Source organism: Maridesulfovibrio sp. FT414 (assembly GCF_050916235.1).
Lineage (GTDB): Bacteria > Desulfobacterota > Desulfovibrionia > Desulfovibrionales > Desulfovibrionaceae > Maridesulfovibrio.
In genome coordinates this window covers 1,200,859-1,224,589 of sequence record NZ_CP104854.1, presented here as the reverse complement: position 1 = coordinate 1,224,589, position 23,731 = coordinate 1,200,859, and the positions used below count along the sequence as shown (strand labels likewise).

Annotated in this window: 23 protein-coding genes; 5 read left to right on the top strand and 18 right to left on the bottom strand. The window is 54.0% G+C overall.

Annotated features, from left to right (window positions below; genetic code table 11):
- Positions 1 to 45: 45 nt before the first annotated feature.
- The gene (locus N7E73_RS05430) at positions 46 to 885 is read right to left on the bottom strand and encodes an arginase family protein (protein WP_432738016.1); all 840 of its coding nucleotides are present in this window, start codon (positions 883 to 885) and stop codon (positions 46 to 48) included.
- Complete coding sequence (locus N7E73_RS05425; protein ID WP_432738015.1) at positions 882 to 3,374, bottom strand: heavy metal translocating P-type ATPase; 2,493 nt, start codon at positions 3,372 to 3,374, stop codon at positions 882 to 884. The genes N7E73_RS05430 and N7E73_RS05425 overlap by 4 nt, the downstream gene beginning before the upstream one ends.
- 134 nt (positions 3,375 to 3,508) lie before the next feature.
- On the opposite strand from N7E73_RS05425, the gene pyrR reads away from it, so the two are divergent.
- From pyrR to N7E73_RS05410, 3 genes are read left to right on the top strand one after another with little or no spacing between them, the layout of a single operon-like run.
- Entirely contained in the window at positions 3,509 to 4,045 is a 537-nt protein-coding gene (gene pyrR, locus N7E73_RS05420; protein WP_432738014.1) for a bifunctional pyr operon transcriptional regulator/uracil phosphoribosyltransferase PyrR, read from the top strand.
- Between the two features lie 55 nt (positions 4,046 to 4,100).
- A complete protein-coding gene (gene thrB / locus N7E73_RS05415) occupies positions 4,101 to 4,637 on the top strand; it encodes a homoserine kinase (RefSeq protein ID WP_432738012.1) in 537 nt (178 codons plus the stop codon).
- A 14-nt stretch (positions 4,638 to 4,651) separates the two neighbouring features.
- Positions 4,652 to 5,248 (top strand): hypothetical protein, encoded by a 597-nt coding sequence (locus tag N7E73_RS05410; RefSeq protein WP_432738011.1) that lies wholly within the window; start codon positions 4,652 to 4,654, stop codon positions 5,246 to 5,248.
- Positions 5,249 to 5,294: 46 nt separating this feature from the next.
- Here N7E73_RS05410 and N7E73_RS05405 read toward each other — a convergent pair whose 3' ends face one another.
- A complete protein-coding gene (locus N7E73_RS05405; protein ID WP_432738010.1) occupies positions 5,295 to 6,125 on the bottom strand; it encodes a WcbI family polysaccharide biosynthesis putative acetyltransferase in 831 nt (276 codons plus the stop codon).
- A gap of 77 nt (positions 6,126 to 6,202) precedes the next feature.
- Here N7E73_RS05405 and cobT point away from each other — a divergent pair, with 77 nt between their 5' ends.
- Both cobT and selD read left to right on the top strand, forming a co-directional pair.
- Positions 6,203 to 7,282 carry a nicotinate-nucleotide--dimethylbenzimidazole phosphoribosyltransferase gene (gene cobT, locus N7E73_RS05400; protein ID WP_432738009.1) on the top strand — a complete coding sequence of 360 codons (1,080 nt, stop codon included), beginning with the start codon at positions 6,203 to 6,205 and terminating at the stop codon, positions 7,280 to 7,282.
- A 59-nt stretch (positions 7,283 to 7,341) separates the two neighbouring features.
- Entirely contained in the window at positions 7,342 to 8,382 is a 1,041-nt protein-coding gene (gene selD, locus N7E73_RS05395) for a selenide, water dikinase SelD (protein WP_432738008.1), read from the top strand.
- A 249-nt stretch (positions 8,383 to 8,631) separates the two neighbouring features.
- Here selD and N7E73_RS05390 read toward each other — a convergent pair whose 3' ends face one another.
- The 15 genes from N7E73_RS05390 to ribD form a co-directional block, all read right to left on the bottom strand.
- On the bottom strand, positions 8,632 to 8,856 hold the full coding sequence (locus N7E73_RS05390; RefSeq protein ID WP_432738007.1) for a hypothetical protein: 225 nt from the start codon (positions 8,854 to 8,856) through the stop codon (positions 8,632 to 8,634).
- Positions 8,857 to 9,049: 193 nt separating this feature from the next.
- Positions 9,050 to 9,319, bottom strand: a complete 270-nt coding sequence (locus N7E73_RS05385) for a helix-hairpin-helix domain-containing protein (protein WP_432738842.1) — start codon at positions 9,317 to 9,319, stop codon at positions 9,050 to 9,052.
- Entirely contained in the window at positions 9,306 to 10,232 is a 927-nt protein-coding gene (gene hemC, locus N7E73_RS05380; protein ID WP_432738006.1) for a hydroxymethylbilane synthase, read from the bottom strand. Before hemC ends, N7E73_RS05385 begins: the two co-directional genes overlap by 14 nt.
- A 33-nt stretch (positions 10,233 to 10,265) precedes the next feature.
- Positions 10,266 to 10,511 (bottom strand): FmdB family zinc ribbon protein, encoded by a 246-nt coding sequence (locus N7E73_RS05375; protein WP_432738005.1) that lies wholly within the window; start codon positions 10,509 to 10,511, stop codon positions 10,266 to 10,268.
- Positions 10,512 to 10,685: 174 nt separating this feature from the next.
- Positions 10,686 to 13,121 (bottom strand): endopeptidase La, encoded by a 2,436-nt coding sequence (gene lon / locus N7E73_RS05370; protein ID WP_432738841.1) that lies wholly within the window; start codon positions 13,119 to 13,121, stop codon positions 10,686 to 10,688.
- Positions 13,122 to 13,336: 215 nt separating this feature from the next.
- A complete protein-coding gene (locus tag N7E73_RS05365) occupies positions 13,337 to 13,609 on the bottom strand; it encodes an acylphosphatase (protein ID WP_432738004.1) in 273 nt (90 codons plus the stop codon).
- Positions 13,610 to 13,636: 27 nt separating this feature from the next.
- Positions 13,637 to 14,314, bottom strand: coding sequence for a RadC family protein (gene radC, locus N7E73_RS05360; protein ID WP_432738003.1), 678 nt, complete (start codon positions 14,312 to 14,314; stop codon positions 13,637 to 13,639).
- Positions 14,315 to 14,634: 320 nt separating this feature from the next.
- Entirely contained in the window at positions 14,635 to 15,618 is a 984-nt protein-coding gene (gene holA / locus N7E73_RS05355; protein ID WP_432738002.1) for a DNA polymerase III subunit delta, read from the bottom strand.
- 301 nt (positions 15,619 to 15,919) lie between these two features.
- Positions 15,920 to 16,426 carry an LPS assembly lipoprotein LptE gene (gene lptE / locus N7E73_RS05350; RefSeq protein WP_432738001.1) on the bottom strand — a complete coding sequence of 169 codons (507 nt, stop codon included), beginning with the start codon at positions 16,424 to 16,426 and terminating at the stop codon, positions 15,920 to 15,922.
- 194 nt (positions 16,427 to 16,620) lie between these two features.
- Positions 16,621 to 19,116, bottom strand: coding sequence for a leucine--tRNA ligase (gene leuS, locus N7E73_RS05345; protein ID WP_432738000.1), 2,496 nt, complete (start codon positions 19,114 to 19,116; stop codon positions 16,621 to 16,623).
- Between the two features lie 209 nt (positions 19,117 to 19,325).
- Positions 19,326 to 19,787: a transcription antitermination factor NusB gene (nusB, locus tag N7E73_RS05340; protein ID WP_432737999.1), complete on the bottom strand. Its 462-nt coding sequence runs from the start codon at positions 19,785 to 19,787 to the stop codon at positions 19,326 to 19,328.
- A gap of 183 nt (positions 19,788 to 19,970) precedes the next feature.
- Positions 19,971 to 20,441 carry a 6,7-dimethyl-8-ribityllumazine synthase gene (gene ribH, locus N7E73_RS05335; protein WP_432737998.1) on the bottom strand — a complete coding sequence of 157 codons (471 nt, stop codon included), beginning with the start codon at positions 20,439 to 20,441 and terminating at the stop codon, positions 19,971 to 19,973.
- Positions 20,442 to 20,455: 14 nt separating this feature from the next.
- On the bottom strand, positions 20,456 to 21,673 hold the full coding sequence (locus tag N7E73_RS05330; protein WP_432737997.1) for a bifunctional 3,4-dihydroxy-2-butanone-4-phosphate synthase/GTP cyclohydrolase II: 1,218 nt from the start codon (positions 21,671 to 21,673) through the stop codon (positions 20,456 to 20,458).
- A 287-nt stretch (positions 21,674 to 21,960) separates the two neighbouring features.
- Entirely contained in the window at positions 21,961 to 22,617 is a 657-nt protein-coding gene (locus tag N7E73_RS05325) for a riboflavin synthase (RefSeq protein ID WP_432737996.1), read from the bottom strand.
- Positions 22,618 to 22,620: 3 nt separating this feature from the next.
- The gene (gene ribD / locus N7E73_RS05320) at positions 22,621 to 23,721 is read right to left on the bottom strand and encodes a bifunctional diaminohydroxyphosphoribosylaminopyrimidine deaminase/5-amino-6-(5-phosphoribosylamino)uracil reductase RibD (RefSeq protein ID WP_432738840.1); all 1,101 of its coding nucleotides are present in this window, start codon (positions 23,719 to 23,721) and stop codon (positions 22,621 to 22,623) included.
- Between the last annotated feature and the right edge of the window lie 10 nt (positions 23,722 to 23,731).

Genomic DNA, 23,731 nt, shown 5'->3' with positions numbered 1-23,731 from the left:
TTAATGGAAACATATTTGCTGTCTATCTGTGACAGATTTTTCAGATTATTCCTTAAGAAAGTTGCGCAGAGTCTTGTTGATAAGTTCGGCAGCCTTTTCTATTCCGCGTGCATTGCCGGGGTGAAACTCGGTGATGCCCAGCCCGCAAATTTCAACTTCCCTGTCGATTTCCTCTATGGCTTTAAGAAGATGGCCGAATAGAAGACCGGCGGGTGGGCTCGGTTTGCTGTGTGGGAATCCCATGGGATTAACCGCGTCCACGTCCAGATGAATGTACACTCGGGTGAAACCGGCACTTTTAATCTGTTTTGCCAGCCAGCTCGGATCTCGTTCCAGTTCGCCGGGGCCGGAAATGAATATTTTGTTGGCGGACATGTATTCCAGTTCCGGCGGGTCGAACACCCGCTGTCCTGCGCTGAAGACCTGCCTGCAGTCGAATGAAGTGCCTAGGGCGGCGTTGAGTTCCTCCCCGCCCAGCCCGAGCAGCACAGCCAGTGCCATTCCCTGAAGTCGTCCGGACTGTGATGTCTCCGGGGTATTAAGATCCGGATGGGCATCCAGCCAGACCAGAGCCATGTCACCGCCGTGTTTGCGGTTCAGCCATGTTGCCGGGGCCGCTTCAGTTGAGCAGTCCCCGCCGAGCAACAGGATACGATCAGGATTTTCTGCATCAAGGATCGTGTTCGCGAGGTGTAATTGTTTTACAATGTCATCCTTTCCGGCAATGGGATGCTGTTCGGGCAGGGTATAAAAAGGGGCTACCTCCACCTCTTTTGGTGAAGGCAGCCCGGGAATATTTTCGGCCAGCTCATGGGCTCCGCTGTACAGGGCTTCATTGTCGATTGAGCCCTGCCATTGCGGGAAGATGAGGGTCAGGTCTGTCAAATTGTGTCTTCCGGTTTAAAAAGTTTCAGTCTCAGGGCGTTCGTAACCACGGTAACGGAGCTGAGCGACATGGCTGCAGCTGCGAACATAGGCGAAAGGGTCGGCCCTCCGAAGACATGGAGCAGGCCGGCTGCAACAGGGATTCCCAGTACGTTGAAAGCGAAAGCCCAGAAAAGGTTCTGCTTGATGTTGCGCACTGTTGCCCGGCTGAGACTCAATGCAGTAAGCACCCCGCTCAAGTTGCCTTTCATCAATACTACGTCACCCGACTCAATTGCAACATCAATTCCTGTGCCCATTGCAATGCCCAGATCCGCTGATGCAAGTGCCGGAGCATCGTTGATGCCGTCCCCGACCATGGCGACCCTGCGGCCCTTTTCCTTTTCCCTGATGACCTCAGCGGCCTTGCTTTCGGGCATGACCTGCGCGATCACGTCGTCGATTCCGGCCTTTGCGGCAATTGCACGGGCAACCTTTTCGTTGTCACCGGTGAGCATGACGGTCTTGACCCCCAGTTCATGCAGCCTGCGCACAGTTTCAGGGGCTTCGTCCTTAATGCGGTCGGCAACAGCCAGAATTCCCGCCAGAGCTCCGTTCACGGCGATATACAGCGGGCTCTGTCCGGCTTCGGCATACCTCTGCGCGGCTTCAACTGTCTGCTCATCGTCCAGCCCGGAGCAGAGGTTATCTTCCAGAAATCTGCGGTTGCCGAGCTGCAATGTCTTTCCTCCGGTAACGGTGCTTATGCCCAGTCCGGATACCGCCTGAAAAGAGCTTGTCTCCGGCAGGGGCTGCCTCAGTTCTTGTGCTGCACGTACCACTGCTTTACCGAGCGGGTGTTCGGACTGCTGCTCCGCAGATCCTGCAAGAGCCAGAAGTTCGTTGCGGTCCTGTCCCGTTGCAGTGAAAACATCCGTTACTTCCGGTTGTCCGTAGGTCAGCGTTCCGGTCTTGTCGAAGATCATGGTGTCAATTTTACCGGTAACTTCAAGGGCTTCCCCTGATTTTACCAGTACGCCAAGCTGTGCGCCGCGGCCTGTCCCGACCATGATGGCTGTGGGGGTGGCCAGACCCATGGCGCAGGGGCAGGCGATGACCATTACGCTGATGAAGATGCGCAGGGCAAAGGAGAACGGTTCGCTGCTGAAAAAGAACCAGCCCAGTGCCGCGGCAATGCCCACAGCCATGACCGCCGGGACAAAGTAGAAGCTCACCGTGTCAGCAAGACTCGAAATGGGGGCCTTGGACCCCTGCGCTTCCTGTACCAGCCTGATTATGCGTGAGAGCACGGTATTTTCGCCCACATTGACCACGCGGACCTTGAGGGCTCCGCCGCCGGTGTTGACCGTGCCTCCGGCAACATCGTCTCCGGGTGATTTTGATACGGGTATGCTTTCGCCGGTAAGCATGGATTCGTCTATGGCGGAATGTCCGTCGTAGATCCTGCCGTCAGCGGCTACCCGGTCTCCGGGGCGCACCAGAATGCAGTCTCCGGGGCCTATTTCCTGCAGCGGGGTGGCAACCTGTTCTCCGTCAAGCAGCAGGATGGCCTGTGCCGGGGTCAGGTCCATGAGTTTTTCAATTGCTTCGGAGGTGCGGGACCGTGCACGAACCTCCTGATATTTGCCCAGCGAAATAAGGGCGATGATTGTTGCTGCCGACTCAAAATACAGGTCCATGGCCTTGAGCTGCGGATCAATACCGGCAGCGATTTCAATCATGTTCCAGAGGGAGTAGATGAAGGCTGCCGATGTTCCCACTGCAATCAGCGAGTCCATGTTCGGTGCACCGCGCAGCAGGTTTGGAAATCCGTGCAGGTAAAAGTCCCGCCCGAACCAGAGCACGGGCAGGGTCAGGATCAACTGGATGGCAGCGAATCCCAGCGGAGAACTGTGCGGGTTTATGAATTCGGGAAGAGGCATGCCCACCATGTGCCCCATAGTAATGATCAACAGTGGAACGGTGAAGGACAGGGCATACAGCAGCCTGTATTTCCTCAGGCCCAGCTTTGCTTCATTTTCGGCTTTGCGTTCCTCGAAATTTTTTCTGGCATCCTGACTGGATTGCACTTCACCTGATTCAAACCCTGCGTCACTTATCAGGGTGCGTATTTCGCGAAGCGAGGTGCGGGCAGGGTCGAATTTGACCGAGGCTGTTTCAGTGGCAAGGCTCACTTGCGCCAGCAGAACTCCCTCGCGCGCATTGAGCACCCTTTCGAGTCTGGAAGAACAGGCCGAGCAGGTCATCCCGGATACGGGCAGGGTAAGTTCAGTTCCTTCAATGCGTTCTTCTGCCCCGAAACCGGCCATCAGGACAGTGGCAACAATGTCCGCTGCAGATACAATTTCCGGGTTGTGAACAACGCTCATGGTCTCTGAAGCCAGATTGACCGAGGCCTTATCCACTCCGTCCATGTTGCCGACGACCCTTTCCAGCCGTGCTGAACATGCAGAGCAGGTCATACCTTTTATTTCGAATTTGCTCTCCATAATGAATCCTTATCTGACGGGTTGCTTGCATTGCCCGGTTACATTTCTTATAGCTGTTTTCCGGCAGGAAGCCGATGACGTGATTTGAACAGTTTTGAAAATAAGAATCAACCTCTTTCAGGAGCGGTTTTGTAATGCAGGAACAGAAAATAATCCTTTCGGAAAAAGACATGGCCCGCACACTGGATCGTCTTGCTTCGGAAATCACCGAACGCCGCGGCGACGACGAAAATCTGGCCATCATCGGTATCCAGAGGCGTGGTGCAGACCTTGCCCAGCGCTTGAAAGAGATTCTTGATGCACGTCTGGGAAGGAAGATACCCCTCGGAAAACTCGATATCAACCTTTACCGCGACGACTGGACCAACCTGACCCGCCAGCCGAGCATCAACTGCACAGAAATTCCTTTTGCCATTGAGTCGGCATCTGTGATTCTTGTGGACGATGTGCTTTTTTCCGGCCGTACCGTGCGTGCCGCCCTTGAGGCCGTACTTGATTTCGGTCGCCCGCGCAGGGTTGAGCTGCTGGTGCTGGTTGATCGCGGACACCGCGAGCTGCCTATCCGCGCCGACTACGTTGGCAAGGAAGTCAAGACCTTCGAGAACCAGCATGTAAACGTACTGGTCCGTGAGCGCGATGAGATTGATCAGGTGGTACTGATTCAGGACTAGTCTGTTATGTCGGCTATGCTGCCGATTAAGCAAAAAAGCTTATAAAGATATTATTATGGAAGAATGGAATTCAATTTTTTCGGAGGACTGCTCAGTCGTGCTGATCGGCATGGCCGGAGCCGGTAAATCCACCCTTGCCCCGCTTCTGGCCGGTAAGCTCGGCTGGGAATATATCGATACCGACGATGTTATCGAGTCCTACTATGGCCGTCCGCTGCAGGATACCGTGGACCGGCTGGGTGTGCCGGAGTTTCGTAAGGCTGAGGAGTATATCCTTTCAAGTCTCGGCGTGGTGCGCACTGTGGTCTCTACCGGAGGCAGCGTCGTTTACGGTCCCAAGGCCATGGAGCGTCTGAAAGGGCTCGGCCCGGTGATCTATCTGCGCATGGGACTGGAGACCTGCCTCAAGCGTGTAGGCGGCGGAGAGGGCCGGGGGCTGGCACGGATGCCTGGTCAGACACTTGAAGATCTTTTTGCCGAGCGCATGCCGCTCTACGAAGGATACGCTGATTTTGCCGTGGACACGGACATGTGTTCGCCGGAAGAATGCGCCGAACTGGTCTATCAGTGGCTTAAATCAAAAGAAAAGTAGTTTAAGGATATATGATGAAAAAAATGACCCGACAGGCCGTGTTCCGCAAGCTTGATGCCCTGTACGAGCGCATGGCTTCAGTCTATGCCGAAACTTCCGCCAAGATAGGGCTGTCCTGCGAAGGTTGTGAAGACAATTGCTGTACCAGCTATTTCCAGCACCACACCTATGTGGAGTGGATTTATCTCTGGCAGGGGCTTAACAAGCTTCCCGAGGCCAAGCGGCAGGAATACATAGATCGTTCCAATGATTACGTGCGTAATGCTTCCGCCATGCTGCAGAACGGCATGCGGCCCAAGATAATGTGCCCCCTTAACGATAACGGCCTCTGCGGCGTATACAAGCACAGGCTGATGATCTGCCGTATGCACGGCGTGGTCAACACCCTGCTGCAGCCCAACGGACGCCAGCTTTCATTCCCCGGATGTTTCAAGTGCCAGGACATTACCAAGAATAAGGATAACGTCCCGGTCATTGACCGTACTCCGCTGTACAGGGAACTTGTGGGACTTGAAATGGGACTGCTCGGCAACAAGATCCGTACTATGCCCAAGGTCGATCTTACCCTCGCCGAAATGATTGTAATGGGGCCCCCCGACCTGAACGGGTAGGGCCTCAAAGGCACTATGATTCATATCTGGTGATTTTTGAAGTTTTTCAACGTCGAGCGGCGGCGTAGAGGAAGCCGATGAAGTCTGTGATGTTGTTCCTGCGGCATTTGATGTAGCGGACAACGTATTCTTCAAAGGTCAGGTCCGCGCCGTAGACGTGGTATTTTTCGTCAGACCCGCCGAACTCTAGTCCAAGGTGCTCGGCCACCTGCGGATGTATGGGCAGTTCGAATTCCGGGAAGGTTTCCGGGAAGTCAGCGACAGCCTGTTCCGGGAGTGCGGGCATACCCAGCATTTCCAGAATGTTGTCGGCGGTGTGGACCATGAGTTCCTTACGCGGATGGTTTACGGTGTTGAACAGCCGCCTGTGCCTGAATTGTGATCTGATCAGCTCCACGTATTTGATGGGAGTGAAGCTTTCCTTTTTATTTTCCTGTTGCTCGGATGCAGCGCAGAGTTCATCTAGGTCGTAGATCTTACTCAGTCTTGTTTTCAGGTACAGGTGCAGAATCTGGGATTCGGTAAGTTCCCGTTCAAGCAGTGATTCAAGAAAAATATCCGGGAAGTCTAATCCGGGGGTGTTGGTCCAAAGCGGCCAGTAGTTTTTGAAGAACATGGATGGGAAAGCTATCGATTGTGCTGAATCCTTCAGGCAGGAGCACAGGAAGGCCGAACCGAGATTTTCCCAGTTTTCCCCGAGATATTGATAAAGGAACAGGTCGCACCCGGTAATCAGTTCTTCCGGGATCGGTTCACGCAGGTAGTTTGTGATATGCCGGGTTTCATATTCCTCAGTGAAGATTGGGCTCAGATGGAGCAGCTTTTCAAGAGGTTCGCCCTGGCAGTTGGCGTGGATCAGGCAGATTTTCTTTTTCATTACGGCTGGCATGATAACACAGCCGGCCACAGTCTCTCAACTTATTCCGGGCTGCAAGGCGGTTCAGGAGTCATGAAATGAATGATTTTACAAGGGATAGATTTCAGCAGGTTGTTTCCAAGGTGCAGGAGGTCGACCCGGCCCTTGAACCGCTGGCCCGTGCGCATCTGGACAACCTGACCAAGCCGCTCGGCAGTCTCGGCAGGCTTGAGGATCTGGCAACCAAAATGTTCATGGCCTCCGGTGGCAGGATTCCCGAGGCCGATCCGGCCTGTATCTATACCATCGCCGGTGATCATGGTGTAAATGCAGAGAACGTCAGTTATTTCCCGCAGGAAGTAACCCGTCAGATGGTTGAGAATTTTCTGACGGGTGGAGCCGGGATCAACGTACTGGCCCGGACATCCGGGGTGGAGCTGATGGTTGTTGATGCCGGATGTGTCGGCGGCCCCTTTCCTGACCACCCCAACCTCATCCAGCGCAGGGTAGGATGCGGAACAGCTAACATTTCCAAAGGTCCTGCCATGACCGAAGAGCAGTGTCTTCGCGCTCTTTTTCTGGGCATGGAACTGGCCGACGAAGCCCATGCTCAGGGGATAAGGACCCTTGGGACCGGGGAGATGGGCGTTTCGAATACGACTCCCTCTACGGCCCTTTACTGCGCCTATTTTGATCTTGATCCGGCGGATATTACCGGCCCGGGCGGAGGCATCGATGCTGCCGGGGTGATTCATAAGACCGGCGTGGTCCGTGCAGCTCTTGAGGCCAACTCTTCGGCAGTCGCTTCAGGTGATCCCCTGACCATTCTGACTGCCCTTGGGGGATACGAAATAGCCGCGCTTGCCGGACTGATTATCAGTGGGGCCGGTAATCGTCAGATGGTCTGCATCGACGGATTCATATCCACCGCCGCCTATGCTGCGGCATCGCTTCTGTGTCCCGCCGTGGGCGGATATTGCGTGCTTTCACACGCTTCGGCAGAACCGGGATACGCCAGGGTTGTCGAGGCCCTCGGACGCAGACCGCTGCTGCATCTGGGCATGAGGCTGGGTGAAGGTTCCGGTGCCGCCCTGTCCATGTTCATGCTGCGCGCTGCAGCCAATGTCTACAACCAGATGGCAACCTTTTCCGATGCCGGGGTTGATGCCGGGGGTTGATGAGATGTATGATGGGGGGGGAGTTTGATTGTTTTGTAAAAAATAAAAGGAGACAGGCCATGCCCAGTGAATTGGTAAAGACCGTAAAAGCGGCCGGTTGAGCTGCAAAGATAGCTCCGGGGGACCTGGAGCAGGTATTGCATGGTCTGGCAGTTGATGATGAACGTCTTCTGACCGGCCTTGGCGGGAATGAAGATTCGGCTATTGTCTCATTTCCAGCGGGAAAGGCTTTGGTCCAGACTGTGGATTTTTTTACGCCGGTGGTGAACAATCCGTACTGGTTCGGCCAGATTGCTGCGGCCAATTCACTTTCGGATGTTTATGCCATGGGCGGTGAACCGTGGACGGTGATGAATATCGTCTGCTACCCCATGAAGAAAATGGGCCCGGAGATTCTGCGCGAGATTCTCAAGGGCGGCATGGATAAAACTCTTGAGGCCGGGGCAGTGCTGGCCGGGGGGCACAGTGTAGAGGACGACGAGATCAAGTACGGACTGTCTGTTACAGGCATGGTAGACCCGGACGGATTCGCTTCAAACAAGGGACTGCGTGCCGGGGACCATCTGTTGCTGACCAAGCCGCTTGGAACAGGGGTGCTGGCCACCGCGCTAAAGGCGGACTGGGACGGAGCGGAACAGTTTGAGCGCGATGTCTATCGCTGGGCTTCCAGGTTGAACAAAGGCGGCGGAAAGGTCATCCGTGAACTAGGGCTTAAGGGAGCCACGGACGTAACCGGGTTCGGACTCGGCGGTCACGTTCTGGAAATGGTCGAAGCTTCCGGGGTTGCCGTCGAGCTGTGGCTGGATAAGGTTCCTTTCATGGAAAATGTGATTGAACTTGCGTCCATGGGCATGATCCCTGCGGGTAGTTTTGCCAACCGGAACTATTGCAGCAAGCAGGTGCTGACTGCACCGGGCGCTGACTCAATCAGGACTGATCTGGTATTTGATGCCCAGACATCCGGGGGCCTTGTTCTGGCTGTACCGGAAGAAAAGCTTGCGCAGGCCGTGGACATGCTGCTTGCGGAAGGAGATCTTGCCGCACATATCGGGCAGGTTGTTCCTTATGATGCGGAAAGGCCACGGTTGCGGATTGTATAATTTCAGTAGATAGATCTACTCATAGGGTGCTTCACAACAGTCTGATTTTCATGCAGCAATGCTACAAGCTGTATCCTGAAACCAATAGGGATTCCAAAGGGTCGCGGACCCTTGGCCACCGGAGGAGAAATCAGATCGTTAAAAGCGCAAAGCGCATCAAATAACAATAAAAGCGCAGGTCCGCTCGTTGACCTGCGCTTTTGCTTTATGGAGGAGGAAAGGATGCCTGCTCAAAAATATTTATTAACCCTATGCGGAACCGTGGCTTGTGGTTACTGACTGAATTATCTCCGCATTTGCGTTGTAAATGGGTGATGATTCAATCCTGACCAGCTCCCGGTGCATAGCAGGATCGGCGTATGCCTGCCTGTGCAGCCGCTTGCGCTGCAGGGTCTTCATGGTATTGGCAAAATTCTGCTCATCCCTTACAGGGGGGGCCTGTGCCACCTTGTTCAGGTCGTGACCGCTTGTCATCTTATACCTCCTTCCATGGAAGCCATAATTTGAGTTACGCTTGTTTTTAAAATATTTCCGTTTAACTTCCATATCGGACAGGTTGAGGGAAAACTTTAGGGCTGCAATTTATTTTTAATTTAAAGATAGCTGCCCAACAAAAAAGCCTGAATCATTTGTGCAATGATTCAGGCTTTAGATTTGTGGTATGAAATCAGTCCTTCCAGTTCCACCATTTTTCCAGCTCAGGATCCCGATCGGCCGTATTCAGGCAGTAGCTGACACATCTGAACACGTACAGCATGCAGCGGTCCACATGCTGCCCGGCGAGTTCTTCCAGCCGCCGGTACATATCGTCAGGGTCCCCGTCCTTAAGCTCGTCCAGTGAACGGTAGCCCAGATTCCAGAGGTCCTGGGCAATTGATTTGCCCACCCCCGGGAGTGTCCGGAAGGATTTCAGTGTCTTTGGATCAGCACTTGTCATAGACACGGTCGAGGATTTCCTTTGCTCCTGCGGCAAGGACGTCTTCGGCCAGTGCAAGGCCGATGTTCCATGCGTCGTCGGCAGGACCGGTCTTTTCCATACGGATCGGGCTGGAACCGTCAACATCGGCTACAAAACCGGTCAGCCTGATCTGGTCGCCTTCGAGTACTGACCATGCTGCAATGGGAACCTGACATCCGCCGTTGAGGCCGGTGAGGAAACCGCGTTCCGCACGAACCTGACGAGCGGTGAGTTCATCATGGATAAAGCTCAGGATGTCCTGGATTTCAGTATCCTCGATGCGGTATTCAATACCCAGAGCACCCTGAGCAACAGCAGGCAGGAAGGTCGGAGGGCCGAGAACTTCGCTCTTGGGCGCGGAAAGGCCGAGCCTGTTCAGGCCGGCAGTCGCGACCACGATGGCATCGAATTCCCCGTTCAGAAGTTTGTTGACTCTGGTATCGAGGTTGCCGCGCAGGGATTCGATCTTGAGATCGTCGCGCAGGGCGAGCAACTGGGACTGGCGGCGCAGACTGCTGGTTCCCACAACCGCTCCGGAGGGCAGATCCTTGATGGAATCGTATTTTACGGAAAGCAGGGTGTCTGTATCAGCCTCGCGCGGAGGAATGATGCCTACTTCAAGGCCTTCGGGAAGTTCGGTGGGAACATCCTTCATGCTGTGTACAGCCAGATCAGCACGTCCTTCAAGCAGGGCTTCCTCGATTTCTTTTACGAACAGTCCCTTACCGCCTACTTTAGCCAGTGGCACGTCAAGAATCTTGTCGCCTTTGGTTTTTATCTTGAGCAGTTGGACTTCGATGTCGGGATACTCTTCACGAAGAAGGTCGGAAATGTGTTCTGCCTGCCAGAGGGCAAGTTTGCTACCGCGGGTGGCTATGGTAATTTTTCTCATTGTTCCGCCGTTTGAATTGAAATTTATATGAAACTAACCGCAGGAGGCGCAGTTGCCGCCGCTGCATCCGGCGCATGAACTGCCGGAGGAAGATGATGAGGATGATCCCATATCTCCGTAGTCAGCTGCTCCGCCGCCGGTTTTGAATTTACAGGCGGACATGAGTTTTTCGGTACAGGTGGATTTGCATTTGGGGCAGGGAGGGCACTCGTCACGCTTGAAGACAAGCTCCTCGAATTCTGCACCGCAGTCAGCGCATTTGTATTCGAAAATTGGCATATATATTTACTCCATGCTTTTGAAATACTGTTTGCGAAAGATTGCATAGCCCAAAACACCGGGCGGGGCAATGTCTTGCCTCTATATAAGTTCGGTTGGCTGTTTTGCAAGGCGGTACAAAAAAGCGCAGCAAACCCGAAAGTCTGCTGCGCTGATTTCCATGTACAGTAAATCCTATTTGGTCCTTGCAATAGGCCAGATCTGGTCAATGCGCTCAATGGGCGTGATTTCGATCTTGTCCTGCAGCTCCTGCGGTATGTCTTCAAGGTCTTTCATGTTCTGGGCCGGGATAAGCACCCGTTTCATGCCCAGAGATACCGCGGCGAGGATTTTCTCCTTGATGCCGCCTACGGGCAGAACGCGTCCGCGCAGGGATATTTCACCGGTCATGGCCAGTTCCGGGTCAGCCGGTGTTCCGGTCAGTGCCGAAACCAGAGCTGTGACAAGTGTAACCCCGGCAGAGGGACCGTCCTTGGGAGTGGCTCCGTCGGGAACGTGGATGTGGAGGTCCTGCTCCTCGTGGAATTTCGGGCTGATGCCGTATTCCTCGGCATGCTGGCGGGCGAAGGAGACTGCAGCCTGTGCGGATTCCTTCATGACATCGCCGAGTTGGCCGGTAAGCAGCTGCTTGCCCTTGCCGGGCATTGCGGACACCTCGACATGGAGGACTGAGCCTCCCACCGGAGTCCAGGCAAGTCCCAGAGCCACGCCTGCGGGCAGTACGGTTTCCTTTTCGTCTTCAAGAAACTTGGGAATACCGAGATATTTGTGCAGGTTGTCTCCATTTACCTCAAAGGGGCCCTTTTCGCCTTCGGCCTTTTTGCGGGCCAGCTTGCGGCAGACCGAGCCTACCTCTCGCTCAAGGTTACGCAGTCCTGCCTCTCGGGTATATTCCTTGATGATCTTGGCGACGATCGTATCGTCCATAATCATTTCGCTTTCCTTGAGCCCGTTTTCCGTGCACTGGCGGCCAAGGATGTAGCGTTTGGCAATATTGACCTTGTCGTGCTCGGTGTAACCGGGAATTCTGATGACTTCCATGCGGTCCAGCAGAGGACGGGGAATGGAGTCCAGCACGTTTGCCGTGCAGATGAACATCACCTTGGACAGGTCAAAGGGTACGTTCAGGTAATGGTCGGTAAATGTGTTGTTCTGTTCCGGGTCCAGAACCTCCAGTAGGGCCGAAGACGGATCGCCGCGGAAATCGGAGCCGAGCTTGTCGATTTCGTCGAGCATGATGACCGGGTTGCGGGTTCCGCACTGCTTTATGCCCTGAATGATTCTGCCGGGCATGGAGCCGATGTAGGTGCGGCGGTGTCCGCGGATTTCGGCTTCATCGCGCATTCCGCCCAGCGACATGCGGTGGAATTTACGCTTGAGGCTGCTGGCAATGGAACGTCCCAGCGATGTTTTACCTACACCCGGAGGGCCCACAAAGCAGAGAATGGGGCCTTTCATGGACGGGTTGAGCTTGCGCACGCTCAGGTATTCGAGAATGCGTTCCTTCACCTTGTCTAGTCCGTAGTGATCCTCATCAAGGATTTTCTTGGCTTCGATAATGTCGAGACGGTCGCGGGACTGCTTGTTCCATGGCAGCTCAACCAGCCAGTCGAGGTAGGTGCGAATAACCGTTGCCTCGGAGGACTCAGGGTGCATCGCTTCAAGACGACGCAGCTGTTTGTCGGCTTCCTTGCGCACTTCCTTGGGCATCTTGGCCTTATCAATGGCCGTACGCATTTCTTCGGCTTCCTCGGCATCGTCGGTGGATTCGCCGAGTTCCTTCTTGATGGCCTTGAGCTGTTCACGCAGGTAGAAATCTTTCTGAGCCTTGTCCATGCCTTCCTTTGCCATGGACTGGATCTTGTTCTGCATGGAGGCCACTTCCACTTCCTGGGTGAGCTGGGTGTTCACCAGGGTCAGCCTCTCCACCGGATTCTCGCATTCCAGTATGGACTGGGCCACAGCGACCTTCATGCGCAGGTTGGAAGCGATGAGGTCGGCAAGTCGTCCCGGATCATCCACATTGTTGAGCACGCTCATGATGTCGGTGGAGGATATTCCGCGCAGGGAGAGGATTTTCTCGCTCTGTTCACGTGAAGAGCGGATCAGGGCCTCCTGTGTGGGGTCCAGTTCCAGGGCCTGCGGCTCGGAGATGGTTTCGATTTCGGCAATGTGGAACGGCTCGGAACCTATGAATCTCTTCACCTTTGCGCGGGATACGCCCTGTACAAGCACCTTGAGGCGTCCGTCAGGCATCTTGAGCATACGCATGATCATGCAGACTGTTCCGGTCTGGTACAGGTCGTCATGGCCGGGATTCTCAATGCTTTCATCCTGCTGGGTCAGGATCATGACGTAGCGGTCGCCGGTCATGGCTGCTTCGACTGCATGCACGGATTTCTCGCGGCCCACGAAAAGGGGCAGGATCATGTAGTTGAATACCACAATGTCGCGCACTGCCAGAACCGGCAGCGTGGAGGGTATTTCCAGCTGACCATCCTCGTGAAGCTGGGCTGCGTCTTCAAGTAGATCCGAAGCATCATGCAGTACATTCAGCGGGGATACCGGGGGTTTATTGAGTCCCTGATCGTTCCCGCTGTCATGCGCGATTCTTTTCTTGACCGGTTTTGCGGCCTTTTCTTTGTCATTCTTACCGAGTTTCAGCGGCTTGATGGGGGATTTCTTTTTCTTCAAGGGAAAAGTCCTTTAGGTCAAAGTTATTGTCGGTTCCTATATAAAAAGCAAAAACCACTCCCGCCCCGGATCAGTCCTGACCGGGGCAGGAGATGCGAATGTTCCTGATTCATTTCCGGTGAGCCGTATGCTCAACGGATTGCGAATTCCTTGTGTTCAGTGTCGTAGTCAATCCACTCGCACTTGAGGTCCTTCACCTGCGAAAGCGGAGGGCCTACCATAAGTCTGGTGCGCATCTCAGCGATGTTCACTTCATCGCCCTGCAGCAGCACCTCCACCTTTTTTTCGTCGAGATTACGTACCCAGCCGCCGAGCTTGAGCGAGGCAGCCTGATCGTTGACCCAGGCACGGAAGAACACATCCTGAACCTTGCCGGTAACAACACAATGATAGCTTCTGATCATGGGAACCTCCCTGTAGTTTGAGGTTTGTTACAAGCGTCCCTTTTCTTTGAAGCTGTAAAAGCCGTCCACTGTCACAATAACGTGATCCAGAAGGCGTACTCCCATATCCAGGCACAGCGAAGCTATATCCATGGTCAGTGCCAGATCATCCTGTGAAGGAGCAGTGCTTCCTCCGGGATGATTATGGGCCAGAACAACCCCGGCTGCATTGTGGCGAAGGGCCAGTGCCACCACTTCGCGGGGGTAGACTGCGGTCTTATCGACCGTGCCTTCCGACATTCTGTTCCAATATATCACCTTATTGCCGTTGTTGACCAGTGCAATCCAGAATTCTTCTCTGGACAGATTGCCGATGCGGGCCATTGCTCCGTGCCATACCGCTTCCGGAGTGGAAAGAATCTCTCCGGTACGCATGGGTTCTTCAGCTATTCTGGTCCAAAATTCACGCATCAGCGTAAAAAAAGTCAAAACCCCCGACCCGATTCCGTCTGTTTCTTCAAGCTGTTCCTGCGGAGCCCTGAAAACCCCGCCCAGAGAACCGAACCTTGCCAGCAGCTCCTTGGCTATGGGTTTTGTATCCCTTCGCGGCAGCACCTGCCCCAGCAGCAGCTCAAGGATCTCGTAGTCGGCCATCCCTGCTGAATCCCTTCCTAGACGTTCTTTCAAACGCTGACGGTGACCGTGATAATGAGGTTTGTCCTTCATAATTAATAGTAAGTCTGCTTCGGCAGGTAGTACAGTTCAGCTGCCTTGGGGAGGCGAAATTTGATGTAAGGCAACAGGACCTACGGCAGGACGTTGCACCAGTGTTCGGAACAAATAAACATTAAGTCCCGTCTGCGCAACCTCATGAAACATAAATATGTGGTTTTTTCAGGCAAAAAGACATGATTTTTATGAAAAAAGCGGTGTTTTACACACTCTGGCTGTTTGTAGCGTGGGGTCATCCCAGTTTCTGCCGGGCATGAAAATAGACCCGGCAACCATCGGGGGCAGGCTCAGTCCAGATTACAAAGAAGAAAAAACTATCTCCTGCCGGGGGAGGGGGGAGAGAACATATTGGTCAGGGATGCAACCAGTAGTTCCAGCGCCTGTTCAGGTTTGCGCTGACCTGTCTTGATGCCCAGTTCAGCTTCAAGGACCATGTCGAAAATGCGGGCAATGCGGGCAGGGCCCAGACGCTGGGCCAGAGCCTGCTTCTGCTTTTTTACAAAGGGGGGGAGTCTTACGGCTGATTCCTCGCCGTGCAGCATCATCCACAGTGCGCGGGCTTCACGGGTCAGCGAGGCGGTGAGCATGAAGATCATGGAGTCTTTTTCGCTGTGGTTGGTTAGAACCCTGCGCCAGATTTCAACAGGGTCGCCCCCTTCAGACATGGAACGCATGAACTGGAAAAAATCCATTTCCTCGCTGTGGGCGATCAGGCCAACATGCTCCATGAGCACCTTGCGACCATTACCTGCGGCAAGTTCCAGTTTATCAAGTTCCAGCCTTGCTGCGCGTGCATCTCGTGGAAGGGCTCCTGCAAGAGCTGCCATCACCGGGCGGTCAATGGCGATTCCATTCTTCTTGGCCCATTTGCCGATAAATCCGGAAAGTGATTTCTCATCAAGGCCAGCGGACTGCCAGGTCCATTTCTGCTTTTCAGCGAACTTCCAGCATTTGCGTTTCTTGAGGACAGCCGGAACCGGAGTCCCTTTGCTTTCCCATTTGCCTTCCAGACAGAGACATAGAAATGATGAACCTGCAAGAGATGCGATGGTTTTGTCCAGAGTGTCCCAGACTGCCGCTTTTAAAGTGTGCGCCCGTCTTAGGATGACAATTTTGCTGGAGCCGAAAAGAGTCTGCAAAGTGAGGTCGTCCCAGAACTGTCTGGGAAGTTCCTCGTCTGCCCAGTAAACTTTTTTTTCGAAGTCCCCGGCGTTGTACTGCTCCTGCAACTCTCCAATGCGGGCGTGAAGCAGTTCAGCATCGGGGCAGATAAGAAACATGAAACCGGGTCTGGACATTCTGGTACCTACTTAAGCCGTCACGGATACTGCATGCATCCGGCGGCCTTGCGGGGCTGATTTTGATGCGCTTTGCGCTTTTTTCGAACTTATTTTGCCTCCGGCAGCTTAAACCCTTTTGCAAAAGGGTTTAAGAATCCCAAAACCTTTTATTAAGGCTTCGCCGGTGCTTGTGATGAAAATAATCAGTGTGTTCAGTTAAATTCAGTCCCTAATGGAAATATTCTTTTCTTAGGGATACGTTCTGAATAGTCTGACTCTATTGCGTTCTCCAAATAAGCAGAGATCGGATGTCTGCTTATTAATACGCCTGATTCATCTTATCCACTATCTTGCGGACGATAAGTTCTGTTACGAGCTCGTTTGTGGCGTCTTCCTGACCTGAGTAGTAGGATTCGGTAACTTCAACGGGACCGGAGTTCCAGAGCAGGGTTCCGTCGGCTGCACTGGTGACGCGCATCTGGACTTTCAGGGTCTTGTCGTATTTCAGGGTGGTATCTTTGTTACCCAGAATGCGGCTTCCCGAGGAAATGCTGATGATTTTGATGTTGATCAGCGCTTCGGCCTTGGATTTATCAACCCAGACAAGCTGTCCGCGGCGGGTGATTTCATCGCGAAGCAATGATCTGAGCTGCGGTTCAAGCCAGCGTTCAAGGGTGGGGTTTTCCACTTTGGCGATGGCTATTTCATGAAATTTTTCACCGACTCTGTTCGGTTCGGTGGCGGAGTTGTGGTATCCGCAAGCGGCTACGGCAAAAACAAGACAAAGAAGCAGGGTCAGTTTCTTAACATATTTAACAAGAGCCATTGTTCTCACTCCTCACGACTTGCAGAAATTGAGTGCAGGTAAGATTTATTGTGACGCGATTCTCTCTGCACGGAAAAATAAAGTTCACGGACGCAAAGCCCGTTAAAAGGTTTTGAAGGGATGGGGTCCGGGGAAGGGAAACTTTTTTAAAAGTTTCCCTTCCCCGGCCACCGGAGGCATCCCCTCAGGCCAACCTAGTTGGCAACAATATTTATAAGCTTGCCGGGCACAACGATGACTTTTCTGATGGTCTGTCCTTCGATGTGCTTGGTCACGTTTTCGTGTGCAAGCGCGGTCTCTTCGATTTCTTCCTTGGTTGCCGCCGCAGGTACGGACAGCTTTCCGCGCATCTTGCCGTTTACCTGAATGATGATCAGGATTTCGTCGGTAACCATGGCGGATTCGTCGAATTCAGGCCATGCAACTTCGGCGATACAGCCCTTGTAGCCCAGTGCAGCCCAGATTTCTTCGCAGATGTGCGGAGCAATGGGGGAGAGCACAGTAAGCACGGTACTGAATGCGGAGGACAGGGCGAAACGTCCGTCCTCGGAATCGACCAGCGCATCCTTGAGGGCATAGATCTCGTTGACCAGCTCCATGGTTGCGGCGATTACGGTGTTGAACTGGAACTTGTTCTCCATGTCGCGGCTGGCGCGCTGCACGGTTTCATGTTCCTTCAGGCGCAACTTCTTGGCGTCGGAAGGAAGTTCGGCCGCGGGTTTGGCGCACGCACCGACGGGGGAGAGTTTGCCGTCGAGATCTTCGGCCAGTCTCCAGATCCTGTTGAGGAAGCGGTAAGCTCCTTCGATACCCTGATCGGACCATTCAAGGTCTTTTTCGGGCGGGGAGGCAAAGAGGATGAACAGTCTGGTCGCATCTGCGCCGTAACGGTTGATCATTGCGTTGGGGTCAACGACATTGCCTTTGGATTTGGACATTTTTGCGCCGTCCTTGAGTACCATGCCCTGAGTGAGCAGGTTCTTGAACGGTTCACCTATTTTGGTGTAACCCTCGTCTCTCAGCAACTTGGTGAAGAAGCGGGCGTAGAGCAGGTGCAGGATGGCGTGTTCGATACCGCCGATGTACTGGTCCACTGGGCTCCAGTATTCGAGGGCTCTGCTGTCGAAAGCTTCGTCTTCCTTGCGGGCGTCGGTGTAGCGCATGAAATACCATGAGGATTCCACGAAGGTATCCATGGTGTCGGTTTCACGCTTCGCCGCCTTGCCGCATTTGGGGCAGGTGACGTTGATGAAAGATTCCATCTGGGGCAGCGGGGAACGTCCGTCTTCGTTCATGACCGCATCTTCGGGCAGAACTACGGGCAGGTCCTTTTCAGGAACGGGAACGATACCGCAGTCGTCGCAGTAGATTACAGGGATGGGAGCACCCCAGAAACGCTGACGGGAGATGTTCCAGTCGCGTAGGCGGTAGTTGATGGACTTTTTGCCTTTGCCGGACTTGCCAAGGTACTCTACGATTGCGCCTTTGGCTTCCTCATTGGGCATGCCGTTGAATTCAGCGGAATTCACCAGCACGCCTGGCTCGGAGTAGGCTGCGGTCATTTCGGCGAGGTCAAGGGTCTGCCCTTCAGGCTGGATGACGATCTGCATGGGCAGTTTGTACTTGGTGGCGAATTCGTAGTCGCGCTGGTCGTGTGCGGGAACGGCCATTACCGCGCCGGTTCCATAACCCATGAGTACGAAGTTGGCCACGTAGATGGGCATTTTGAGTCCGTTGAGCGGGTTGATGCAGTATGCACCGGTGAACACGCCTTCCTTCTCAAGGTCGTCCGCGGCACGCTGGAAGCGGTCCATGTTGGTGACCTTGTGGACGAACTGGCGGACTTTGTCGGCTTCGGGGCGGCCTTCGATGAGTTTTTCAACCATCGGGTGCTCGGCGGCGAGGGACATGAAGGTCGCACCGTAAAGGGTGTCCGGACGGGTGGTGAATACGCTGATGGTGTCGCCGGACTCTTCCACTTCAAAGTCCAGTTCCGCACCGATGGACTTGCCGATCCAGTTGCGCTGCATGGTGATTACGCGTTCGGGCCAGCCGCCTTCAAGCTCGTTAAGGCTTTCAAGCAGTTCCTCGGCGTAATCGGTGATGCGCAGGAACCACTGGGCCAGTTCCTTCTGCTCCACCTGGGTGTCACAGCGCCAGCACAGCCCGTCTTCAACCTGTTCGTTGGCCAGAACGGTGTGGCAGGTTTCGCACCAGTTTACCGGAGATTTTTTGCGGTAGAGCAGTCCTTTTTCAAGGAACTTGAGGAAAAATTTCTGTTCCCACCTGTAATAGCCGGGATGGCAGGTAGCCAGTTCGCGACGCCAGTCGTAGGAGTAACCCAGACGTTTGAGCTGGGTGCGCATGTCGTCGATGTTGGCGTAGGTCCATTCGGCGGGGTGGGTGTTGTTTTTGATGGCGGCGTTTTCAGCAGGCAGTCCGAAAGCGTCCCAGCCCATGGGATGAAGTACGTTGAAGCCCTTCATACGTTTATAACGGGCTACAACATCACCGATGGAGTAATTGCGCACATGGCCCATGTGGATTTTGCCGGAAGGGTAAGGGAACATTTCCAGCACGTAGTATTTGGGACGGGACTCGTCTGCTTCCACATGGAAAGCGCCTTTGTCGGTCCATTCCTTCTGCCACTTGTTTTCAATCAATTCCGGTTCGTATTTCCCAAAACCCATTTGAAAATCCTTATCTGGTGCGCTGTGCGCTTTTGGCAGGTGCTGCCTTCGGAGGCCCTGCGGGGCTTGATCCGACCGGAACTGTGTCCGGTCAGAAGTTGTCGCCTCCGGCGGCCAAAGGGGACTATCCCCTTTGGAATACCTGATAGTTTTCTGTGTGAAACGGGAATCTATGCTTTTCGCAGAGTCCCTGAGCATTGAAATGCGGCCTAGAAATTCTTCGTAACCTTGAACTTGCCGGTGTCGATGTCACGGGCAACCGCATCAAGAATGCCGTTGATGAAATTGCGTGAATTACCGTCACCGAATTTCTTGGCAAGCTCAATGCCTTCGTTGATACCCACCTTCAAGGGGATGTCGGGCTTGTGCATCAGTTCATAAACGGCAAGTCGCAGGATCGCCAGTTCGACCTTGGCGATTCTTTCGATTTTCCAGTGCTTGGAGTAGCCGCCGATAACCTCGTCAAGTTCATCAAGGGATCTCCAGATTCCAAGCAGCAGGTCGCGGGCATAAAGGATCAGTTCCTCGTCAGTCTCGCGCCGGACAGCCGGGCTCTGGTTGTAAATGCGGTCACAGGTCCATCCGCCGTGGGGAGGGACAAAACTCAAGCCGTAAAGTACCTGAAAAGCAAGTACGCGGGCCTTTCTACGTAAACCTTTTGTCTGGGACATTTCTGATCACACCCTTGCGTTTACAAAGAGCTCGTTAAATTTGAAACGCAAGATACATCTAAATTGTTATTTAAACAACACAACAGGCATACGGTCCCTGATTGAGTGATCAGAGGCCGTATGCCTTAATTCTATTGCTCTGCAATGCAGCCGGCCGAAGACGGCCGGTAGTGGGAATTCTGCCTAAATCAGTTCCATTACGCGGATGGTTTCCAGCATGGCGGAAGCGGCTTCAACGCCCTTGTTGCCTGCCTTGGAACCGGCGCGTTCGATGGCCTGGTCGATGGTGTCACAGGTCAGCAGACCGAAGCCGATGGGCAGGTTGTTTTCCAGGCTGACCTGGGCAACGCCCTTTGCACATTCGTTGCAGACGTAGTCGAAGTGAGGGGTGGCGCCGCGGATAACGGCTCCGAGCACAACGATTCCGTCATATTTGCCGGATTCTGCAAGTTTCTTGGTTACCACGGGGATTTCAAAAGCACCGGGGACCTTGACCAGTTCCATGTTGGCCTTGTCGCAGCCGTGCCGGTGGAGATAATCAACTGCTCCGCCGATGAGTCTCTCCACGATGAAGTCGTTGAAGCGACCGGCAACGAGAGCTATCTTGAGGCCTTTGCTGTCGAGCTGGCCTTCAATTGTCTTGATATGATACATGGTGCATCTCCCTGTTATTTTTTGTCTTCAAGATGATCCAGAATGTGTCCCATCTTGTCTTTTTTGGTTTTGAGGTAACCGAAATTCATTTCACAGGCGTCCATTTCAATGGGCACACGTTCGGTGACTTCAAGGCCGTAACCTTCGAGACCGACAATCTTCTTGGGGTTGTTGGTCATCAGGCGCATTTTGCTTATGCCGAGCTGGACCAGAATCTGTGCGCCGGTGCCGTATTCGCGAAGGTCTGGCTTGAAGCCGAGGCGTTCGTTGGCTTCAACGGTATCGCAGCCGAGATCCTGCAGGTGGTAGGCCTTGATTTTGTTGCCGAGGCCGATTCCACGGCCTTCCTGGCGCATGTACAGCAGCACTCCCTTGCCTTCGTTGCGGATCATGCACATGGCGGAGGCAAGCTGGTCGCCGCAGTCACAGCGCTGGGAACCGAAAACGTCACCGGTGAGGCATTCGGAGTGAACGCGGACCAGTACAGGTTCACCGGGCACGATGTCGCCCATGGTCAGGGCGATGTGGGTGCGGTTGTCCTCGGAGGAGTGGAAAGCGGAAGCCTTGAAATTACCCCAGCGGGTGGGCAGTTCTGCGTCAGCTTCACGGGTTACGGTGTGGCTGCCGAACTTCATGCGGTATTTGATCAGGTCCTCGGTGGAACAGATCTTGAGATTGTGCTTTTTGGCATATTCCTTGAGGTCGGGAAGGCGGGCCATGGTGCCGTCGTCCTTCATGATCTCGCAGATTACCCCTGCGGGTTTCAGACCGGCGAGGCGGGAAAGGTCAACACTGCCTTCGGTCTGTCCGGCGCGGACCAGTACCCCGCCGTCCTTGGCGCGGAGCGGGAAAATATGACCGGGGGTTACGATGTCTTCAGCCTGTACTCCGTCGCGTACGGCGGTGAGAATGGTGGTGGCGCGGTCGGCTGCGGAAATACCGGTGGTTACACCTTCACGCGCTTCAATGGAAACTGTGAAGTTGGTACCGAACTGAGAGCCGTTTGACTGGGCCATGAGAGGCAGTCTCAGGTGGTCGATCATGTCACCGGACATGGCAAGGCAGATCAGCCCGCGTCCGTGGGTGGCCATGAAGTTGATGATCTCGGGGGTGACTTTCTCTGCTGCGCAGACAAGGTCGCCTTCGTTTTCACGGTCTTCGTCATCGACCATGATGACCATGCGGCCTTCGCGGAGATCCTCAATCGCTTCTTCAATAGTGCAGAAAGGCATATTCGTATCCTCATGCTCCGCCGGGCGGAGGGCTTCTTTTTGTACTGTCCGGCATTGCGGGCAGGTCTGTCTACTTACCCTAAAAAGTGAAAAGGGTGAAATATGTTTTTTACTTACACTTAAGTCTTTATATTGCAAGTTGTTAGCTACGTGTTTGTGCCTTTTTTATACGAAGAGGCGAAGCCTGCCAAAAGTTTTTGGGATTCTTAAACCCTTTTTTTCAAAAAGGGTTTAAGCCGCCGGAGGCAGAATCAAATCGAAAAAAGCGCGCAGCGCACCAACTAAAATTAAAACCCGTGTTCGCGCAGGAAATCCATGGTTATCCTGCTCTGCGGCTTGTCATCGGATTTTGCGCCGGTCCAGGGCGCGACCATGCGTTCAACGTACTTCCCGATGATGTCAGTCTCGATGTTCACGGCGTAACCGGGGCTCCACAGCGAGATGGTGGTCTGCTCCTGTGTTTCCGGAATGATGTTGACCTCAAGGTAGTCCTGCCCGCAATCGTTTACGGTCAGGCTGATGCCGTCCAGAGCTACTGAGCCTTTGGGTACAATGTATCTTCCGTGTTCAGCCGGAAATTTTATGCGGTAAATCCGAGATTCACCGGCAGGGCGTACAGAATCCACGGTTCCGATGCAGTCCACGTGGCCGGATACGATGTGTCCGCCCAGACGGTCACCCATGGCCAGTGCGCGCTCGTAATTGATCATGGAGCCTTTTTTCAGGTTGCCGAGGTTGGTCACCGACATGGTTTCGTTGCTTGCATAGCAGGTGAACCAGCTGTCGCTGTATGTTTCTACGGTCAGGCAGACCCCGTTGATGGCAATGGATTCGCCTTTGACGTAATCACGGATGCCATGGGCCAAGACCGTAAGGCGGGTTTCTTTTCCGCGATTTTCGGCTTTGGAAATACTGCCTTTTCCCTGAACTAGTCCGGTGAACATATTCTACTGTCCTTCGGGTTTGAAAACTATTTTTAAATCTCGTCCGCTCTGCTGAACGCGGCTGATGCGCAGGCTCAAGGCTTCCCCGATAAGCTTACGTTCCGACCCGGAAAAGTTGGGCCTGCCCTGGTTATTACCGAGAATCCTGGGGGCCTGATACATGACGAATTCATCCACCAGCCCCTGCTCGGCAAGGGAAAGAGCCAGACGTCCGCCGCCTTCACACAGGGTACGCAGTACTCCGTGTTTTTCACGCAGCATTTTAAAGCCAGATCCCAATATAAGACCGTTTTCGCCGCTGGGAAGGGCTGTAACTTCAATTCCCCTGTTTTTTAGCTCCGCGGCAGTCTTAGTAGCGGCCTCTCTTTCATTGGTCCAGAAAATTGTTTCGGTGGCTCTGGTGGTGGTCAGGGTATAGTCATCCATGTTCCGTGGCAGCGATCCGGTGACTACAACAGCCCTGGGCTGAGTTACTCCTTCGGGCAGTGGATCAAGGCGGCAGTTCAGACTAGGATTGTCTTCACGCAGGGTGTTGCCGCCAACTATTACCGCACCGACTATTGAACGCAGTTTTTGAACATCGGCAAAGGATTCCGGGCAGGACACCGCTTCCTGCGCTCCGGTCGCACCGGCGATCTTGCCGTCGATGGTACAGGCCAGCTTCAGGATGGAATAGGCCCGGTCGGAAAACTGCCAGCACAGGAAATCCGAAATGAGGTCGCGGCACTGCTCTTCAAGTACCCCGTGTTCAACCTTGACCCCTCTGGACTCCAGGTATTCAAGCCCTCCAGCAGCCTTGGGGTTGGGGTCACGTGTTCCTACAACCACGTGTCTGATCCCGGCCTGCAGGATTCCTTCGGTGCAGGGCGGGGTCTTACCGTAATGGTTGCAGGGCTCAAGGGTGACGAACATTGTGCATCTGGACATATCCACACCCTTGGATCGGGCATCAGCAATACATTCACGTTCGGCGTGCAGGCCGCCGCAGAATTTGTGGTAGCCTTCAGCAACGATGTGTCCGTCCTGAACCATGACAGCTCCAACGCACGGATTAGGAGCGGTGCGGCTGCGGCCGCGCAGGGCCAGTTCCACTGCGCGGGTCATGAAAGTTTCG

What these genes read in the sequence shown, in the direction of transcription:
- N7E73_RS05425 (WP_432738015.1), bottom strand. Translation starts at nt 3,374, where the DNA reads ATGGAGAGCAAATTCGAAATAAAAGGTATGACCTGCTCTGCATGTTCA.
- pyrR (WP_432738014.1), top strand. Translation starts at nt 3,509, where the DNA reads ATGCAGGAACAGAAAATAATCCTTTCGGAAAAAGACATGGCCCGCACA.
- thrB (WP_432738012.1), top strand. Translation starts at nt 4,101, where the DNA reads ATGGAAGAATGGAATTCAATTTTTTCGGAGGACTGCTCAGTCGTGCTG.
- N7E73_RS05410 (WP_432738011.1), top strand. Translation starts at nt 4,652, where the DNA reads ATGAAAAAAATGACCCGACAGGCCGTGTTCCGCAAGCTTGATGCCCTG.
- N7E73_RS05405 (WP_432738010.1), bottom strand. Translation starts at nt 6,125, where the DNA reads ATGAAAAAGAAAATCTGCCTGATCCACGCCAACTGCCAGGGCGAACCT.
- cobT (WP_432738009.1), top strand. Translation starts at nt 6,203, where the DNA reads ATGAATGATTTTACAAGGGATAGATTTCAGCAGGTTGTTTCCAAGGTG.
- N7E73_RS05390 (WP_432738007.1), bottom strand. Translation starts at nt 8,856, where the DNA reads ATGACAAGCGGTCACGACCTGAACAAGGTGGCACAGGCCCCCCCTGTA.
- N7E73_RS05385 (WP_432738842.1), bottom strand. Translation starts at nt 9,319, where the DNA reads ATGACAAGTGCTGATCCAAAGACACTGAAATCCTTCCGGACACTCCCG.
- hemC (WP_432738006.1), bottom strand. Translation starts at nt 10,232, where the DNA reads ATGAGAAAAATTACCATAGCCACCCGCGGTAGCAAACTTGCCCTCTGG.
- N7E73_RS05375 (WP_432738005.1), bottom strand. Translation starts at nt 10,511, where the DNA reads ATGCCAATTTTCGAATACAAATGCGCTGACTGCGGTGCAGAATTCGAG.
- N7E73_RS05365 (WP_432738004.1), bottom strand. Translation starts at nt 13,609, where the DNA reads ATGATCAGAAGCTATCATTGTGTTGTTACCGGCAAGGTTCAGGATGTG.
- radC (WP_432738003.1), bottom strand. Translation starts at nt 14,314, where the DNA reads ATGAAGGACAAACCTCATTATCACGGTCACCGTCAGCGTTTGAAAGAA.
- holA (WP_432738002.1), bottom strand. Translation starts at nt 15,618, where the DNA reads ATGTCCAGACCCGGTTTCATGTTTCTTATCTGCCCCGATGCTGAACTG.
- lptE (WP_432738001.1), bottom strand. Translation starts at nt 16,426, where the DNA reads ATGGCTCTTGTTAAATATGTTAAGAAACTGACCCTGCTTCTTTGTCTT.
- leuS (WP_432738000.1), bottom strand. Translation starts at nt 19,116, where the DNA reads ATGGGTTTTGGGAAATACGAACCGGAATTGATTGAAAACAAGTGGCAG.
- nusB (WP_432737999.1), bottom strand. Translation starts at nt 19,787, where the DNA reads ATGTCCCAGACAAAAGGTTTACGTAGAAAGGCCCGCGTACTTGCTTTT.
- ribH (WP_432737998.1), bottom strand. Translation starts at nt 20,441, where the DNA reads ATGTATCATATCAAGACAATTGAAGGCCAGCTCGACAGCAAAGGCCTC.
- N7E73_RS05330 (WP_432737997.1), bottom strand. Translation starts at nt 21,673, where the DNA reads ATGCCTTTCTGCACTATTGAAGAAGCGATTGAGGATCTCCGCGAAGGC.
- N7E73_RS05325 (WP_432737996.1), bottom strand. Translation starts at nt 22,617, where the DNA reads ATGTTCACCGGACTAGTTCAGGGAAAAGGCAGTATTTCCAAAGCCGAA.
- ribD (WP_432738840.1), bottom strand. Translation starts at nt 23,721, where the DNA reads ATGACCCGCGCAGTGGAACTGGCCCTGCGCGGCCGCAGCCGCACCGCT.